Genomic DNA, 16,309 nt, shown 5'->3' with positions numbered 1-16,309 from the left:
ATCGAAGATAGGAGGCTACGAATGGCTATTGAGAAGGTAATCATTCAAAATTTTAAGAAGTTTAAAAATCCGTTTGAAGTAAAATTTAATGAAAATATCAATCTTCTGGTTGGTGATAATGAATCTGGAAAATCTACTATTCTTGAAGCCATTCATGTGGCTTTAACGGGTATGTATGCTGGTCGAAATATTAGAAATCAGCTATCAACATATTTATTTAATAGAGAAGCAGTTGAGGAATACCTGGCATCAGTGGAAAATGGACAGCCGATTGCACCTCCAGAAATAATGATTGAGTTATATTTTAAAAGTGGAACATTGCCTGAATATGAAGGAAATGGTAATTCCGAAAAAAGTGATGGTATAGAGGGAATCAGATTCACAATTAGTTTTTCTGATAAATTTAATTCAGAATATGAAAGTTTGCTGAAAACAGAAAAAATTACAAGTTTGCCTATTGAATTTTATGAAGCTAAATGGTTTTCTTTTAGCCGAGATGAAAAAATGCCCAGATTCATACCAATAAAGTCTGTAATGATTGATTCGTCAAATTACAGATACCAAAATGGGTCTGATGTATATATTTCCAGAGTAGTAAAGGATTTCCTTGAACCAGAGGACATAACAGCAATAACACAAGCCCATAGAAATATGATAGATGAGTTTGCACAAAATGAAGCAATTCAGTCAATCAATGAGAAAATTAGTGCAGCGTCTACTGTTATGAATGGAAAATTATCATTGAGTGCCGATCAGGGAGTTCAAAATTCTTGGGAGTCAAGTTTGGTTACGCAGGTGGATGGAATCCCGTTTGCTCATGCTGGAAAAGGTGCACAATGTATCATAAAAACACAATTAGCTTTAAGTCATAAACAGGCAGAAAAAGCAAGTATTATTTTGATTGAAGAACCTGAAAGTCATTTGTCTTTTTCTCGATTAAGCGAACTAATGGGAGTTATTGAAAAGGCTGCATCTGGTAGACAAATTATAGCATCAACGCATAGTAGCTTTGTCGCTAATAAACTCGGACTGGAAAATTTAATTTTGCTTTCAGGCGATAATTGTTGCTCGATGCAATCGCTCAAAAAGGAAACTTTTGAATTTTTCAAAAAAGTGGCAGGTTATGATACACTGCGATTGATTCTTTGTAAAAAATCAATCTTAGTAGAGGGCGATTCAGATGAGCTGGTTGTTCAGCGGGCATATATGGATACTCATGAGGGGCGGCTTCCTATCCAAGATGGAATAGATGTAATGACCGTAGGTGGGGTGACATTTAAGCGGTATCTTGAAATTGCACAGACACTAAACAAAGAAACAGCTGTTGTTACGGATAATGATGGAAATATTGAAGCTGTTAAGAAAAAGTACAAAGAATATGAAGAAATACAATGTATTCATATATGTGTTGATGAGGTAGTGGATACAGGTGATTTGAAACTGTCAGATAAGGATTTTAATTATAATACCTTAGAGCCGAAAATATTAAAAGAAAATGGACGAGAAGCAATGAACAATATTTTTGGAACTAACTACGATACGGATGATGAGATGCACAAATATATGCACGCTCATAAGACGGATTGTGCCATAGCAATTTTTGAATCGGCTACGAAAATTAAATATCCTGAGTATATAATGAGGGCGATAAAAAATGAGTAGTCTAATTATTGCAGCGGCAGGGGCAGGAAAAACAACATTTCTTGTAAAGAAGGCATTGGAGATTTCTGAAAATGTTTTGATAACAACTTATACCGATGCTAATGAACAAAGCATTAGAGACAAATTTTACGAAATAAATGGTTGTATTCCATCCAATGTAACTATTATGCCGTGGTTTTCGCTGCTAATCAAGCATGGTATACGACCTTACCAAAGCTATCTTATAAATAATAGGGTATCCGGTGTGTTATTAGTGAATAAGGCAGATAAAAATTTGTTGAGACTAAAGGATACAAATGAGAAAAAATATGTCACGGCTTCCGGTAATGTATATTCAAATATGATTTCAAAATTGCCCTGTGTTTTGGACGAATTATCGAATGGATGTGTATTTCGCAGAATACGAAAAATTTTTTCTTATGTTTTTGTAGATGAAATACAAGATTTTGTCGGATATGATTTAGAAGTTATAAAAAAGTTGCATGAGGTTGGGTGCAACATGACTTTAGTAGGAGATCCTCGTCAGACGACGTATCGAACTCATTACGAAGCAAAATATAAAAAATATGCAGGTGGGAAAATAGTGATTTTTGTGCAGGATAATATTGCCGGAATGAATATTGATACCACAACATTATCGACATCTCATAGAAATAATCAGATTATATGTGATCTTGCAAATCAGATGTATCCTGATATGAAGCCATGTGATTCTGCCATGAATGAAAAAACGGGACATGATGGAATATTTTGGGTTCACGAGAATGATATTGATAAATATGTAGATATATATAATCCTGTTCAGTTGCGGTATGATAAAAGAACCAAGGTAAATCCCATCCCAAAAACGATGAATTTTGGATTGTCCAAGGGACTTACTTTTAATAGAGTCTTGATATACCCGACGAAACCAATGCTGGATTGGTTGTCAGGAAAGTCCAAAGACATGAAGGATGAAAGTCTTTCTAAGTTTTATGTTGCAGTGACGAGAGCACGGTATAGTGTGGCTTTTGTATACAAGACAAAACGACTTCCAACTAACGATATTGGAACAAAGTGGACACCTGATGTATTGGAATAAATAATAGATTGCACGACAAGAAGTAATTTAGTTGTTATAAGTAATAATACTGTGTATTGGGCATAATCTAAGTTTCGCTAAGTTTCACTTATGGAGGTGTCTGAGAAAAATTTAATAGGAAAAACATGAAAAAAGGCACTGAAAACCGTTGGATTATTGGTTTTACAGTGCGTTTTCTTTTGCCCAAGAGGAAAAATGCAGTGAATTTAAGTTTTGTTAAGTTTCACTGAGTTCTGATTTTACAGAGTGCCATTGTTTCTTAGGTTCATATTTTCCACAACCATCACAAGTCTGTGGCCAGTTGATTTTCCATTCAAAATATTCATCTCTGGTAATCTCACCGGATTTCAGTTCATCCATCCGAACCACCCATTCTTTCAAAAAATCATTCAGAACTCCATAGTCAAACCACATACAGACAGGAGCATGGGCAGGCCAGCTATCATTGTCATGGTAGTAAACGGAAGTGTCGGCTACTTCGTTGCATTTTTCACCGGGAAATCTCCGAGGGAGAAACAGATGCAGGGAAGATGGGTTAAATTCATCCAGCCAGAAAAGCAGTTCCATCATTTCGGAAGCGTCACGTCCAGCGGTATCATAGAGGGTATAAGGATTAACATCAAGAGCCTGTGCCATTTTATCGACCAGATCTTTTTTGGGAACACGAACGCCTTTTTCATATTGTACAATTCTATGCTGATCGGTCAGTCCGATTTTCTCTGACAGTTCTTTTTGTGTCATTTTCCGGAATGTCCGGATTTTTTTTAATTTCAGATTAAAATTCATAAAGTCACCTCTGCATTAGTCCTGATAAACATCCATTGAAGATAGTAAAATCAAGAAATGAATAACTATTTGTCCATATTATAACACAAACTAGCAGAAAATCAATGAAAAAGAGTACAAAAAAGAACCTAAAACGCATGAGGTGCTATTGACATTAGCAGTAACGGGGGATATAATGGCATTAAATCAAATAGGTACAAAAATGTATACCTGCAAAACTTTTGATTATTGAACCTTGAAAATTGAATGAGCTGTATGGGTGCCTTTCGGGCTTAAAGGTAACACAGGATTCCACCGCTGTATCAGAGAGTAGTATGTGGAAACCGAAGATACTCCGGCAACGGCTGGTATGCTTGAGAAGAAGCTGCCAGTATTCAGAAAGATTTCTGATAGAGGTCAATTGTAACGTTGACACCGCCATATACAAATGGAAGCCAACACGCCGAACAGAATGGAAAATCATCGTAAGAAGTCCAAACAAAAAGTAGATGTACTGACAACGGGCATAACCGCTGTCTGGGAGGTGATGCAGAAGAATACGGAGGAAAGGAGGTATGTGCATCATGAGAAAAACAACAGAGTATAAGGCTGAGAATCGTCTGACGGTAGATATTGAAGGATTAATGGCAATGTTATCCTGCGGAGAAGTAACTGCAAAGAAAATTGCAGATTATGCAGAAGCAAGAGTGATTATTGGAAGACGTGTTCTTTATAACGTGGATAAGATAAAAAAATATCTTGATGCAATGGCAGTGTAATGAAAGATGAGAAGATAAAATACAACAACTTTCCTTCGGAATGAAAAGTAAAAAAGGGAAAATATTCCTGTAAAACAGGCAAATAAAAATTAGCATTTTGCAGGAATTTACCCTTGGAAATCATAAAATATTATGTTAATCTGTGAGCAGATATCAGACAGTATATGACTGATACCAACAGGACAAAAATCATTCCGAATAACGAAAAATGAAGTGAAAGGAATGATTGATATGGCAAGAAAAGATAATAAAGGCAGAAATTTAAAAACAGGTGAATATCAGCGTCCGGATGGACGTTATGAGTATCGCTACAAGGATGAAATTACCGGAAAGCGTAATTCGGTTTATGCAGCTGATCTGGCGAGTTTGCGAGAAATGGAAAAGAAGATCAATAAGGATATGGATGATCTGCTTATTACAGATTCATCAGTCAAGAAGCTGACCGTAAATACGTTGTTTGAGCGATACATGGCAACAAAGAATATCAAGGAAAGAACGAAAAAGAATTATATCCGTATGTGGGATTACCGGATACGAAATACTTTGGGAAATATTCGTGTTTTGGATTTTAAGACATCTCATGTAAGGACATTCTTTTCCACATTGTCAGATGAAGGACTGGCACACAGCACGATCAAAGGTCTTTATGGTTTATTGAATCCCAGTTTTGAACTAGCAGTGGAAGATGGGATTATCCGCAAGAATCCGGTAACAGGAACACTTGGAGATTATGGGGCTCCGGCAAAAGAGAAAGAAGCACTGACACTGGAACAGCAGGAAAAACTTCTGCAGTTTGTTGAACAGAGTAATGTGTATAAGCCTCATCTTCCAATGATGCAGGTTATGTTTGGGGCTTGCCTGAGAGTGAGTGAGACTATCGGCTTAACCTGGTCAGATGTGGATATGAAGAACCGGGAGATTCATGTAGGTGGACAGCTTGTGTATTATGAAGGTGATGAAGGATATTGTTTCCATGATTCAGAAACCAAAACGGATGCAGGAATCAGAGATATTCCTATGACACAGATGGTATATGATGCGTTCCGTAAGCAGAGAGAACTGAATCTGATGCTTGGTTTGCAGAGTAATGTTGAGATCGGTGGACGTAGTGGATTCATCTTCAATACAAAACATGGGCGTCCGATCATGCCGGCGGGAGTGAACAGCTTTCTGAAAAATATTGTCAATGCCTATAATAAGAAAGAAAGCAAACTGGCAGAAGAAGAGAAGCGAGAGCCGGAGCTGATGCCTCCCATTTCATCGCATACTCTTCGTCATACGGGATGTACCAGATTGGGTGAGAACAATGTCAATCCCAAAGTTATGCAGTATGTGATGGGCCATTCAGATGCACAGATCACAATGAATGTCTACAATCATATTGCTGAGAAGTCTCACGTGGAGAATGAGATGTCTAAAATGAACCTGCCGGAAACTGTACCTGCTGTGGTATAAACCAGAAGTCGTTGTCGTAAAATGTGGTAAGAAAATCAGACGAATATATTTTTCCAAGAATTTGTCGTAAAAATGTGGTCAAACCAAGAAAATTGAGTGTGAAAGTAAGTGGAAAATCCCTGTGAAGCCCGTAAAATCAAGGCTTCACAAAATCTTCACAAAGAAATTAGCACTCAGAACTTGACAGTGCTAACAAACGGTGCTATAACTTACATTGTGAGTGAAAGAAGCAGCGAAAATAAGAGGCTGCAGGTAGAAAAATAAGAATGAATGTCTTCTCGGAGTCTTTCCTGCACTTGCTTTTGTGGCCGTTTTTCCGCCAGTCGCACTCAAATTTCATCAAGGTACGCACTGCGTACGCCTCAGAAATTTGGGCACAACTGACAAAAAATCTTCTCACAAAATCAAGCACAGAAAGATTCCGAGAGAACATATGATGATCAAGGAGGAATCTAGTTATGAAGTTAGTTCCATTATTTGACAAAGTTGTATTAAAGCAGTTAGTTGCAGAGGAGACCACAGCATCTGGTATTGTTCTTCCAGGCGCAGCAAAAGAAAAACCACAGCAGGCAGAAGTGATCGCAGTAGGCCCTGGCGGTGTAGTTGATGGCAAGGAAGTTACCATGCAGGTAAAGGCTGGAGATAAAGTTATTTATTCCAAATACTCAGGTACAGAAGTAGAGTTAGAAAAAGAAAAATACGTGATCGTAAAACAGAGCGACATTTTAGCAGTTGTAGAGTAAAGAAAAATGCCTTTGGCATTTTGCGTTTTCCGTTTAGTTCGCGATTCCCGTATATAGTATAAAAAACGAAAATTTTAGAGTATAGACCGTTTGGAGGTAGATAATCATGGCAAAGCAGATTAAATATGGTGTAGAAGCCCGCAAGGCACTGGAAGCAGGTGTAAATCAGTTAGCAGATACTGTTCGCGTAACTTTAGGACCAAAAGGACGCAACGTAGTTCTGGATAAGTCTTTTGGTGCTCCATTGATTACAAATGATGGTGTTACCATTGCAAAAGAGATCGAACTGGCAGATCCATTTGAGAACATGGGTGCCCAGCTGATCAAGGAAGTTGCTTCCAAGACAAATGACGTAGCTGGTGATGGTACTACCACAGCAACTGTACTGGCACAGGCTATGGTAAATGAAGGTATGAAGAACCTGGCTGCAGGTGCTAACCCGATCATCTTAAGAAAAGGTATGAAGAAGGCAACTGATGCAGCTGTAGAAGCTATTAAGAAGATGAGCCAGCCGGTAGGTGGCAAGGCACAGATCGCAAGAGTAGCAGCTATCTCTGCTTCTGATGATGAAGTAGGTACTATGGTAGCAGACGCTATGGAAAAGGTTTCCAAAGATGGCGTTATCACTATTGAAGAATCCAAGACAATGAAGACAGAGCTTGATCTGGTAGAAGGTATGCAGTTTGACAGAGGTTATCTGTCTGCGTATATGTGCACCGATATGGATAAGATGGAAGCAAATCTGGATGATCCATACATCCTGATCACTGATAAGAAAATCTCCAACATTCAGGAGATCCTGCCGATCCTTGAGCAGATCGTAAAGATGGGCGCAAGACTGCTGATCATCGCTGAAGATGTAGAAGGCGAAGCTCTTACAACCCTGATCGTAAACAAGTTAAGAGGTACTTTCAATGTAGTTGCTGTAAAGGCTCCAGGTTACGGCGACAGAAGAAAAGAAATGTTACAGGATATCGCTATTTTAACAGGCGGTACTGTTATCTCTGAGGAAGTTGGCCTGGAATTAAAGGATGCTACCATGGAGCAGTTAGGCCGTGCAAAATCCGTTAAGGTTCAGAAAGAGAACACAGTTATTGTTGATGGTAACGGCAGCAAGGAAATGATCGCAGCAAGAGTTGCACAGATCCGTAAGCAGATCGCTGAGACTACCTCTGATTTCGACAGAGAAAAATTACAGGAGCGTCTGGCTAAGCTGGCTGGCGGCGTAGCTGTTATCCGTGTAGGTGCTGCTACTGAGACTGAGATGAAAGAAGCTAAGCTTCGTATGGAAGATGCATTAAATGCAACCCGTGCAGCAGTTGAAGAAGGAATTATCGCAGGCGGCGGTTCTGCTTATGCACATGCTACTGCTGATGTTCAGAAGGTAGTTGATACTCTGGAAGGCGATGAGAAGACCGGTGCAAAGATCATCTTAAAGGCTCTGGAAGCTCCTCTGTTCCACATTGTAGCAAATGCAGGTCTGGAAGGCGCTGTTATTGTAAACAAGGTTAAAGAATCACCAGTTGGTGAAGGCTTTGATGCTTACAACGAGACTTTCGTAAATATGATCGAAGCAGGAATCCTGGATCCTGTTAAGGTTACAAGAAGCGCATTACAGAATGCAAACAGCGTTGCATCTACTTTGCTGACCACTGAGTCTGTAGTAGCAACTATCAAGGAGCCGGCACCAGCTGCTCCGGCTGCACCTGATATGGGCGGAATGTATTAATCAGAAATATAAAATAGGGATGTACTGTTAGTAAAAAGAAGTCTGTGACGGATAAAAACCGTTGCAGGCTTCTTTTTTTGCATCAAAATTTGTCTGACCTATTGCTTTTTTAATGAAAAAATGCTAATCTAAACTCACAAGATGTCAGATGAATTTTGAGAAAATAATATGATAAGTTACAAGTTAAAGGAGAGTGGCTATGAAGTTACACAGTCAGGAAGTTAGAAAACTTGCACCGGAAAATGACCCGTTAAAGATCGGAATGGGATGGAGCGTGGAAGATCTGGATAAACCTCAGATTTTGGTAGAAAGCTCTTTTGGTGACAGCCATCCGGGAAGTGCCCATCTGAACCAGTTTGTAGAAGAGGGCGTAAAAGCAGTTAACGATAACGGAGGAAAAGCAGCCAGATATTATGTGACCGATATCTGCGATGGTATTGCCCAGGGACATGACGGCATTAACTATTCTCTTGCACACAGAGATATGATGACCAATATGATCGAAGTTCACGGAATGGCAAGCGGCTTTGACGGCGGCATGTTTATTGCCAGCTGCGACAAGTCTGTGCCTGCTATTTTAATGGGTATTGGCCGTTTAAAGGATATGAGTGCTATTGTAGTTACCGGCGGTGTTATGGAAGCCCATACTATTACACCTAAGTATGTGGAAAATGCCCCGGCCTGCGCTATTAACGAACTGCTGACACTGGAGCAGATCGGTAAATTCGATGCACAGGAAAAGAGAGGCGAGATCCCGGAGGAACAGTTAAATTATTATAAGCACAATGCATGCCCAAGCTGCGGTGCATGTTCCTTTATGGGTACTGCTTCCACCATGCAGATCATGGCAGAAGCATTAGGCCTGATGCTTCCAGGCACTGCCCTGATGCCTGCAACTGCACCGGAATTAAAGCAGGCTGCTTATGATGCAGGAAAACAGCTGATGAAGTTAGTAGAAAAAGGTATCAAAGCAAAGGATATCGTTACCATGAAGAGCTTTGAGAACGCTATTATGGTACATGCTGCTATCAGCGGCTCTACCAATGCAACCATGCACATTCCTGCTATTGCCCATGAATTTGGCTTTGAAGTAGATGCAGAAACCTTTGACCGTATGCACAGAGGGGCTCATTACCTGCTTAATATCCGTCCATCCGGTGACTGGCCAGCCCAGTATTTCTATTATGCAGGCGGTGTTCCAAGAGTTATGGAAGAAATCAAGGATATGCTGCATCTGGATGTAATGACAGTTACAGGCAAGACCTTAGGTGAGAACCTGGAAGAATTAAAGAAAAATGGTTTCTATGACCACTGTGATGAACTGTTAAAGGAAAAGGGCAAGCTGTTAGGACGCGAGATCAAGCGTACAGAGATCATCCATGCCTTTGATGATGCAAAGGGAACAGATGGAAGCATTGCTATTTTAAAGGGCAACCTGGCTCCGGAAGGCTGTGTGATCAAGCACACTGCATGCCCGAAGGAAATGTTTGAGGCAACCCTTCTTGCAAGACCATTTAACAGTGAGGAAGAGTGTATTGACGCTGTTCTTAAGAGAAAGGTAAAACCAGGGGATGCTATCTTTATCCGCTATGAGGGACCAAAGGGAAGCGGTATGCCTGAAATGTTCTATACAGGTGAAGCCATCTGCTCTGACCCGAAACTGGCTTCCAGCGTGGCTCTGATCACTGACGGACGTTTCTCCGGTGCATCCAGAGGCCCGGTTATCGGCCATGTAAGCCCGGAAGCTGCTGCAGGCGGACCTATTGCATTGGTAGAAGAAGACGACCTGATCTATATTAATGTAAAAGAGCGCAGACTGGAGATCGTAGGTGTAAAAGGTGAAAAGCGTACTCCAGAGGAAATGGAAGAGATCTTAAAGGCCAGAAAAGCCAAATGGCAGCCAAAGCCTCCGAAATATACCAAGGGAACCCTTAAGCTGTTCTCTGAACATGCAGTATCACCTATTAAAGGCGGATATATGGTGTAGTCCAAAGAAATCTTCGAATGCGTCACTGGCGCATTCTCGATATGCATGGCAAAACAAGCGCCACCGCAGGTGGAATTTGTTTTTCTTGGACCACCAACGGTGGAAATGGTGCATGGACCAGTTGGCCACCTCATGAGCATGAGAAGGATCTGGAAGAGGTTTATTGCTACTTTGATATGGATGATCCTCATTTTGGACTGCATTTAAGCTATGTAGAACCAGGAGATACTCATGGAGTAGTAGCTCATACTGTTAAGAGTGGTACTATGATCCTGGCACCAAGAGGTTACCATCCTACAGTAGCTGCACCAGGAACCAGAAATACATATTTATGGGTACTGGCAGCACATTCCCACAAGAGTCGTCGTTATGATCTGGCAGTTCTGGACCCGAAGCGTGCAGAAATGAATTAGGCCAGAGACAAAGTAAAGTTAAGAGTTGTATTTAGGAGGCAGAAACATGAACGCAATGGATTCAATTTTTCTCCCACGTTTTACCATTGGCGAGAATGCATTTGACGCTTTCCATGATGAAATGGGAAGATATGGAAAAAAAGTAGCAGTGATCCACGGAGAAAGAGCATGGAAGGCAGCAAGGGAATATGTAGTTCCTGCACTGGAAAAGGCAGGTCTTACAATTACTACAGAATGGCTGTATGGACATGATGCAACCCATGAAAACGCTGATAAGATCTCAAATGATCCGGCGGTACAGGAAGCAGATATGCTCCTTGCAGTAGGCGGTGGAAAGTGTATCGATACAGCAAAACTGGCTGCAGATCACCTTGGAAAACCGGTATTTACCGCTCCTTCCATTGCGTCTAACTGCGCTCCTGTTACCCAGATCAGTATTATGTACCATGAGGATGGTTCCTTCTGCGACATCCCAAGATTAAAGGAAGTACCGGTACACTGCTTTATCAACCCGAAACTGGTTTTAGCAGCTCCTGTTAAATACCTGTGGGCTGGTATCGGTGATGCCATGGCAAAGCATGTAGAGTCCAGCTGGTCTGCAAAGGCAGGAGAGAAGTTAAGCTTTGGCAGTGAGTTTGGTATCACAGCAGGACAGATGTGCTTCTATCCAATGGTGAAGGATGCAAAGAAGGCAATGGATGATGCAAAGGCAGGAAGAAACAGTGAAGAACTGGAAAACACCATTTTAAATATCGTTGTTTCCCCAGGTGTTGTATCTGTTTCCGTTCATCCAGATTACAATGGCGGTATTGCACATGCTTTATTCTATGGCCTGACCAAGAGAGAGCACATTGAAAAGAAACATCTCCACGGTGAGGTGGTTTCCTACGGCACACTGGTAAATCTTATGGTAGATAAGGACTGGGATAAGCTGAAAATGGCTTATGGAGTAAATAAGTCTATTGACCTGCCTGTATGCCTGGCTGATCTGGAGCTGGAAAAGGATGACAAGTTAGAGGATGTCCTTGAAGCAACAATGGCAAATCAGGAAATGACCCATACACCTTATCCTGTAACAAAAGAGATGATCTATCAGGCTATCCATGATCTGGAAGATTATAAGGGTTAAAAACATAGGCTGTGAATAAGAGAGGATAGTAAAATGGCAGTGACCATACGTGATATACGGGTAATCTGCACAGCGCCGGAAGGCATCAACCTTGTGGTGGTAAAAGTGTAGACCAGCGAACCGGGGCTTTATGGACTGGGATGTGGAACCTTTGCTTACCGCCACCTGGCTGTGAAGCTGGTAGTAGAAGAATATTTGAAGCCTCTTCTGGTTGGAAGAAATGTAGAGAATATCGAAGATCTGTGGCAGTTGATGAACCAGAACGGATACTGGAGAAACGGCCCTATTGAAAATAATGCTATTTCCGGTGTAGATATGGCATTATGGGATATTAAGGGAAAAATGGCAAATATGCCGCTGTACCAGCTGTTTGGCGGAAAGTGCAGGGAAGGTATTCCGGTATACCGCCACGCAGATGGCCGTGATCTTTCCGAGCTGTGTGAAAATATTGAACGTTTCCATGAAATGGGTATTACCAATATCCGCTGTCAGTGCGGCGGTTACGGCGGCGAAAGCTATGGAAATACGCCGGCAACTGCACCAAAGGGCACCCAGCCAGGTGTTTATCTGGATTCCAGAAGCTATATCCGCAATACAGTAAAGCTGTTTGAAGGAATCAGAAACAAATTAGGATATGAGATCAATCTGGTACATGATGTTCATGAGCGTATTGCTCCTATTGAAGCTATTAAGCTGGCAAGAGAGCTGGAGCCATTTGATCTGTTATTCTTAGAGGATCCGGTACCTATCGAGCAGACAGACTGGTTAGCAAGAATGAGAGAGCAGACTTCCATACCGATCGCAGAAGGCGAGCTGTTTAACAATCCCGTTGAGTGGAGAAAACTTATCTCAGAACGGCTGATCGATTACATCCGCGTACATTTAAGCCAGGTTGGCGGTATTACACCTGCAAGAAAGCTGCAGATTTTTGCAGAGCAGTTTGGTGTACGCACTGCATGGCATGGACCTGGAGACATGTCTCCTCTGGCTCATGCAGCAAACATCCATATTGACCTGGCAGCACCAAACTTTGGTGTACAGGAATGGTCCGGCATTGAGCCGCCAAACTTTGTTATCCAGGAATTAAAGGGACCACATGGTGCGCTCCTTGAAGTATTCCCGGGACTGCCTGAGTTTGACAATGGTTATGTATATGCAAATGATAAACCTGGTTTAGGCGTTGACTTAAATGAGGAAGAGGCTGCAAAATATCCTTGTGAGAATACTGTGACTACATGGACACAGACAAGACGCAGGGACGGAGCATTGCAGACTCCATAAGGTGATCAGGGTTTTACCACTGTTTTTCCTGCTTTGCGGGGAAACGTATTATATATTATAGGAGGATAAAGAAATGGCATTTGATTACTGGGTTACAAGGCACATGCAGTAGCAGGTGACTTATCCAAGAAGCCAGAGATTGACCGTATGTTTGCAGAAGCTATGGAAATCTTAGGAAACAAGCTGGACGTTATGATCCCTGCAGCAGGTATCCAGAGACGTTACGAGCCATGGGAATTCCCGGAGGATGCATGGAGACTGGTTATTGATGTTGACTTAAACCATGTATGGTTTATGTGCCAGAAGGCAGTTCAGGTTATGAAGGACAAGGAAGGCAGCACCGGAAAGATCATCAACATCGCTTCCATGAACGCATTCTTTGGCGGCACAACTGTTCCTGCTTACACAGCAGCTAAGGGTGCAGTAGCAATGCTGACCAAGAGCCTTGCATCTGACTGTGCTGACCACAATATCTGCTGCAACGCAATTGCTCCTGGATATATGGATACTGAAATGTGCGCTAACATGACTCAGGAAAGAAAAGACGAGTGCACAAAGAGAATCCCTGCTGCACGTTGGGGACTGCCAGATGACCTTAAGGGACCGGTACTGTTCCTGGCTTCTGATGCAAGTGACTACTTAAATGGTGCTGTTATCCCTGTAGACGGCGGATTCTTAGTTAAGTCATGATGATGCCTGCTGCAAAAGCAGTTAAAAATACGTTATAAACATGGGGTGCTGCAGTCAGGTGAAAATGCCGGACTGCGGCGCTCTTTTTTAAAAGGAAATATAATACTTTTGTAATGTCTGAAGGCATGCAAGGGGCTTGACATCAGATAGACGTTAGTTATATCATGGAATAACGACAATGTTTACATGGCGGGAATGGTATATGATGGGGGATATACCTGTAAACAGATTGGAAAGATAAATTGGAGAGGTAGTAGCATGAGACAGATGCAAAAAGAAAAGCTGCTTCCAGAGCAGACAGCGGAAAAAATCAGAGAATACATAGAAAGCAACGGAATGAAGACAGGAGACAAGCTTCCAAATGAATTTCAGCTGGCTGAGATCTGCGGGGTGGGAAGGAGTACCATTCGCGAGGCTATAAAGCTTCTGGTCTTTTCTGGAAAAGTAGAGGTGATCCGGGGAAGCGGTACTTATATTAAGAAGGAAAAAGCACCACAGGAAGTGACCATGGCAAATGATGATCCACTTGGTTTTCGGGAAAACAGTGAAGAGAACCTGTTTCAGACCTGCCTGGAATTTGTGGATGTACGTTTGATGTTAGAGCCGGAAGTGGCAGCTATGGCAGCTACCAATGCAGATTATGCAGATTGCCAGAAGCTGCAGATGCTGCAGAGAGAAGTGGGACAACTGGTGGATCAGGGAAAGGATCACATAGCAGCGGATATTGAATATCACAAACAGTTAGCAGCCTGCACCCATAATCAGATCCTCTGCAATCTCATGGAGATCGTGGTAAAAGGTATTCCGCTGTTTGTAAAGATCACAAAAAATGATTTTGCAAAATCAACGGTAGAACAGCATCGTGCTATTACAGAGGCTATTTCAGCAGGAGATGCCCAGGGTGCCAGATATGGCATGATCACTCATTTAAACAGCAACAGGAAGCGTATTTTAAAGGCTCTTACAGAACAAAAAGCCACAGAAAATTTATAATCTCCCATTTTTATTGAAATTTAACTGTTATTTCGTTATAATTATGTTAAAAATCAGGTTGCGTGCAGCCGCTTTATGGGAGATTTGTGATGAAAAAAAGATGTTTAGCTCTGATGGCAGCTGGCTTGGGAACAGCACTGCTTTTAACAGCCTGTAGTCATATAGGAAATATTACGCCAGACAGCAAGGTAAAACTGGATCCAAATAAACCAGTTTCCCTTACTGTCTGGCATTATTATAATGGAGCACAGCAGGCAGCTTTTGACCAGCTCATATCAGAATTTAATGCAACAGAGGGAAAAGAAAAAGGGATCTACGTAGAAGTCTATACACAGGGATCAGTAGGTGATCTGGAAAAAGCTGTTTCTGATGCAGTTGCAGGAGCTGTGGGTGCCCAGTCCCTGCCGGATATTTTTTCCACTTATGCAGATACAGCCTACGCAGTCCAGAAAGAAGGAAAACTGGCAGATCTGACACCTTATTTTACAAAAGAAGAACAGGCTGAATATGTAGATTCCTATATCCAGGAAGGCTATTTTCATGATGACTCAGCTTTGTATCTGTTTCCTGTAGCAAAATCCACAGAGATCATGATGCTCAATGCCACAGACTGGCAGACCTTTGCAGATGCAACAGGTGCTTCATTAGATGAATTATCCACATTGGAAGGTGTGACAGAAACAGCAAAGCGTTATTATGAATGGACAGACAGTTTAACACCGGATATCCCGGATGATGGAAAGGCATTTTACGGAAGAGATTCCATGTCCAATTACTTTATTATTGGTATGAAACAGATGGGAGTGGATCTTTTTGATGTAAAGGACGGGAAAGTGACGATTCAGGCAGACAAAGAAAAAATCCGCCGTTTGTGGGACAATTATTATGTTCCGTACGTAAATGGCTACTTTGCAAGTTTTGGAAAATTCCGTTCAGATGATGTAAAAACAGGAGACATCCTGGCATATACGGGTTCTGTGTCATCTTCCATGTATTTCCCGGATCAGGTGATAACAGATGATGGGACCAGAGATATTGATTGTATCGTAATGCAGCCTCCTGTATTAGAAGGAGGAGAACATATATGTGTACAGCAGGGCGCAGGCATGGCAGTGACAAGATCTGATGAAAGGCATGAATATGCAGCCTGTGAGTTTTTGAAGTGGTTTACCAGAAAAGAAAATAATCTTCGTTTTGTATGTGAATCTGCATATCTCCCGGTACGCAAGGATTCCAATTCTGTAGAGGCGCTGGATGAGGTAATAAAGGATAAAGATCTTAAGGTAAATGATAAGGCATATCAGTGTCTGGACAATATTTTAAGCTCCTATGACCTGACCAGTTTTTACACACCAAAGTGTTTTGAAAATGGGTATGCTGCCAGAAAGATATTAGATTATGATCTTTCTGATAAGGCAGCAGAGGATAAGGTAAAAGTAGATGAAATGACAGCTGGAGGTATGTCCAGGGCAGAGGCCACAGCCCTGTTCACTACAGATGAAGCGTTTGAACAGTGGTATGAGCAGTGGAATACAAAGCTGGAGGCTGCAGCTTATCAGAATAAGTAATGAGATCAGTTACAGGGTAAAAAGCAGGAGGTAA

The 16,309-nt window shown here is 41.6% G+C and carries 13 protein-coding genes and 1 pseudogene; 13 read left to right on the top strand and 1 reads right to left on the bottom strand.

The window, feature by feature from the left end:
• The first annotated feature begins 21 nt into the window (after positions 1–21).
• Both OGM16_01105 and OGM16_01100 read left to right on the top strand, forming a co-directional pair.
• Entirely contained in the window at positions 22–1,662 is a 1,641-nt protein-coding gene (locus tag OGM16_01105; GenBank protein UYJ46912.1) for an AAA family ATPase, read from the top strand.
• Positions 1,655–2,743 (top strand): UvrD-helicase domain-containing protein, encoded by a 1,089-nt coding sequence (locus OGM16_01100; protein ID UYJ46911.1) that lies wholly within the window; start codon positions 1,655–1,657, stop codon positions 2,741–2,743. Before OGM16_01105 ends, OGM16_01100 begins: the two co-directional genes overlap by 8 nt.
• 216 nt (positions 2,744–2,959) lie before the next feature.
• Here OGM16_01100 and OGM16_01095 read toward each other — a convergent pair whose 3' ends face one another.
• Positions 2,960–3,529, bottom strand: a complete 570-nt coding sequence (locus OGM16_01095; GenBank protein ID UYJ46910.1) for a helix-turn-helix domain-containing protein — start codon at positions 3,527–3,529, stop codon at positions 2,960–2,962.
• Positions 3,530–4,092: 563 nt separating this feature from the next.
• On the opposite strand from OGM16_01095, the gene OGM16_01090 reads away from it, so the two are divergent.
• The 11 genes and pseudogenes from OGM16_01090 to OGM16_01040 all read left to right on the top strand — a co-directional run bounded on the left by OGM16_01090 (position 4,093) and on the right by OGM16_01040 (position 16,275).
• Complete coding sequence (locus OGM16_01090) at positions 4,093–4,287, top strand: hypothetical protein (protein UYJ46909.1); 195 nt, start codon at positions 4,093–4,095, stop codon at positions 4,285–4,287.
• 231 nt (positions 4,288–4,518) lie between these two features.
• Complete coding sequence (locus OGM16_01085) at positions 4,519–5,742, top strand: tyrosine-type recombinase/integrase (protein ID UYJ46908.1); 1,224 nt, start codon at positions 4,519–4,521, stop codon at positions 5,740–5,742.
• A 458-nt stretch (positions 5,743–6,200) separates the two neighbouring features.
• On the top strand, positions 6,201–6,485 hold the full coding sequence (locus OGM16_01080; protein UYJ46907.1) for a co-chaperone GroES: 285 nt from the start codon (positions 6,201–6,203) through the stop codon (positions 6,483–6,485).
• 106 nt (positions 6,486–6,591) lie between these two features.
• Positions 6,592–8,214, top strand: a complete 1,623-nt coding sequence (gene groL, locus OGM16_01075; GenBank protein ID UYJ46906.1) for a chaperonin GroEL — start codon at positions 6,592–6,594, stop codon at positions 8,212–8,214.
• A 199-nt stretch (positions 8,215–8,413) separates the two neighbouring features.
• The gene (locus OGM16_01070; GenBank protein UYJ46905.1) at positions 8,414–10,201 is read left to right on the top strand and encodes a dihydroxy-acid dehydratase; all 1,788 of its coding nucleotides are present in this window, start codon (positions 8,414–8,416) and stop codon (positions 10,199–10,201) included.
• A 41-nt stretch (positions 10,202–10,242) separates the two neighbouring features.
• Positions 10,243–10,614, top strand: coding sequence for a 5-deoxy-glucuronate isomerase (locus OGM16_01065; GenBank protein ID UYJ46904.1), 372 nt, complete (start codon positions 10,243–10,245; stop codon positions 10,612–10,614).
• Positions 10,615–10,660: 46 nt separating this feature from the next.
• A complete protein-coding gene (locus OGM16_01060) occupies positions 10,661–11,743 on the top strand; it encodes an iron-containing alcohol dehydrogenase family protein (GenBank protein UYJ46903.1) in 1,083 nt (360 codons plus the stop codon).
• A 33-nt stretch (positions 11,744–11,776) separates the two neighbouring features.
• Positions 11,777–13,024 (top strand): annotated as a pseudogene (locus OGM16_01055) (starvation-sensing protein RspA).
• A gap of 147 nt (positions 13,025–13,171) precedes the next feature.
• Complete coding sequence (locus tag OGM16_01050) at positions 13,172–13,714, top strand: SDR family oxidoreductase (GenBank protein ID UYJ46902.1); 543 nt, start codon at positions 13,172–13,174, stop codon at positions 13,712–13,714.
• Positions 13,715–13,972: 258 nt separating this feature from the next.
• Positions 13,973–14,707, top strand: a complete 735-nt coding sequence (locus tag OGM16_01045; GenBank protein UYJ46901.1) for a FadR family transcriptional regulator — start codon at positions 13,973–13,975, stop codon at positions 14,705–14,707.
• A gap of 89 nt (positions 14,708–14,796) precedes the next feature.
• Positions 14,797–16,275 carry an extracellular solute-binding protein gene (locus OGM16_01040; GenBank protein ID UYJ46900.1) on the top strand — a complete coding sequence of 493 codons (1,479 nt, stop codon included), beginning with the start codon at positions 14,797–14,799 and terminating at the stop codon, positions 16,273–16,275.
• The last annotated feature ends 34 nt before the right edge of the window (positions 16,276–16,309 follow it).

This window comes from Lachnospiraceae bacterium, from assembly GCA_025758065.1.
Lineage (GTDB): Bacteria > Bacillota > Clostridia > Lachnospirales > Lachnospiraceae > Enterocloster.
This window is presented reverse-complemented; position numbering and strand designations above follow the sequence as displayed.

Coding starts and splice junctions, on each gene's coding strand:
- OGM16_01105 (UYJ46912.1), top strand. CDS start 22: ATGGCTATTGAGAAGGTAATCATTCAAAATTTTAAGAAGTTTAAAAAT.
- OGM16_01100 (UYJ46911.1), top strand. CDS start 1,655: ATGAGTAGTCTAATTATTGCAGCGGCAGGGGCAGGAAAAACAACATTT.
- OGM16_01095 (UYJ46910.1), bottom strand. CDS start 3,529: ATGAATTTTAATCTGAAATTAAAAAAAATCCGGACATTCCGGAAAATG.
- OGM16_01090 (UYJ46909.1), top strand. CDS start 4,093: ATGAGAAAAACAACAGAGTATAAGGCTGAGAATCGTCTGACGGTAGAT.
- OGM16_01085 (UYJ46908.1), top strand. CDS start 4,519: ATGGCAAGAAAAGATAATAAAGGCAGAAATTTAAAAACAGGTGAATAT.
- OGM16_01080 (UYJ46907.1), top strand. CDS start 6,201: ATGAAGTTAGTTCCATTATTTGACAAAGTTGTATTAAAGCAGTTAGTT.
- groL (UYJ46906.1), top strand. CDS start 6,592: ATGGCAAAGCAGATTAAATATGGTGTAGAAGCCCGCAAGGCACTGGAA.
- OGM16_01070 (UYJ46905.1), top strand. CDS start 8,414: ATGAAGTTACACAGTCAGGAAGTTAGAAAACTTGCACCGGAAAATGAC.
- OGM16_01065 (UYJ46904.1), top strand. CDS start 10,243: ATGCATGGCAAAACAAGCGCCACCGCAGGTGGAATTTGTTTTTCTTGG.
- OGM16_01060 (UYJ46903.1), top strand. CDS start 10,661: ATGAACGCAATGGATTCAATTTTTCTCCCACGTTTTACCATTGGCGAG.
- OGM16_01050 (UYJ46902.1), top strand. CDS start 13,172: ATGTTTGCAGAAGCTATGGAAATCTTAGGAAACAAGCTGGACGTTATG.
- OGM16_01045 (UYJ46901.1), top strand. CDS start 13,973: ATGAGACAGATGCAAAAAGAAAAGCTGCTTCCAGAGCAGACAGCGGAA.
- OGM16_01040 (UYJ46900.1), top strand. CDS start 14,797: ATGAAAAAAAGATGTTTAGCTCTGATGGCAGCTGGCTTGGGAACAGCA.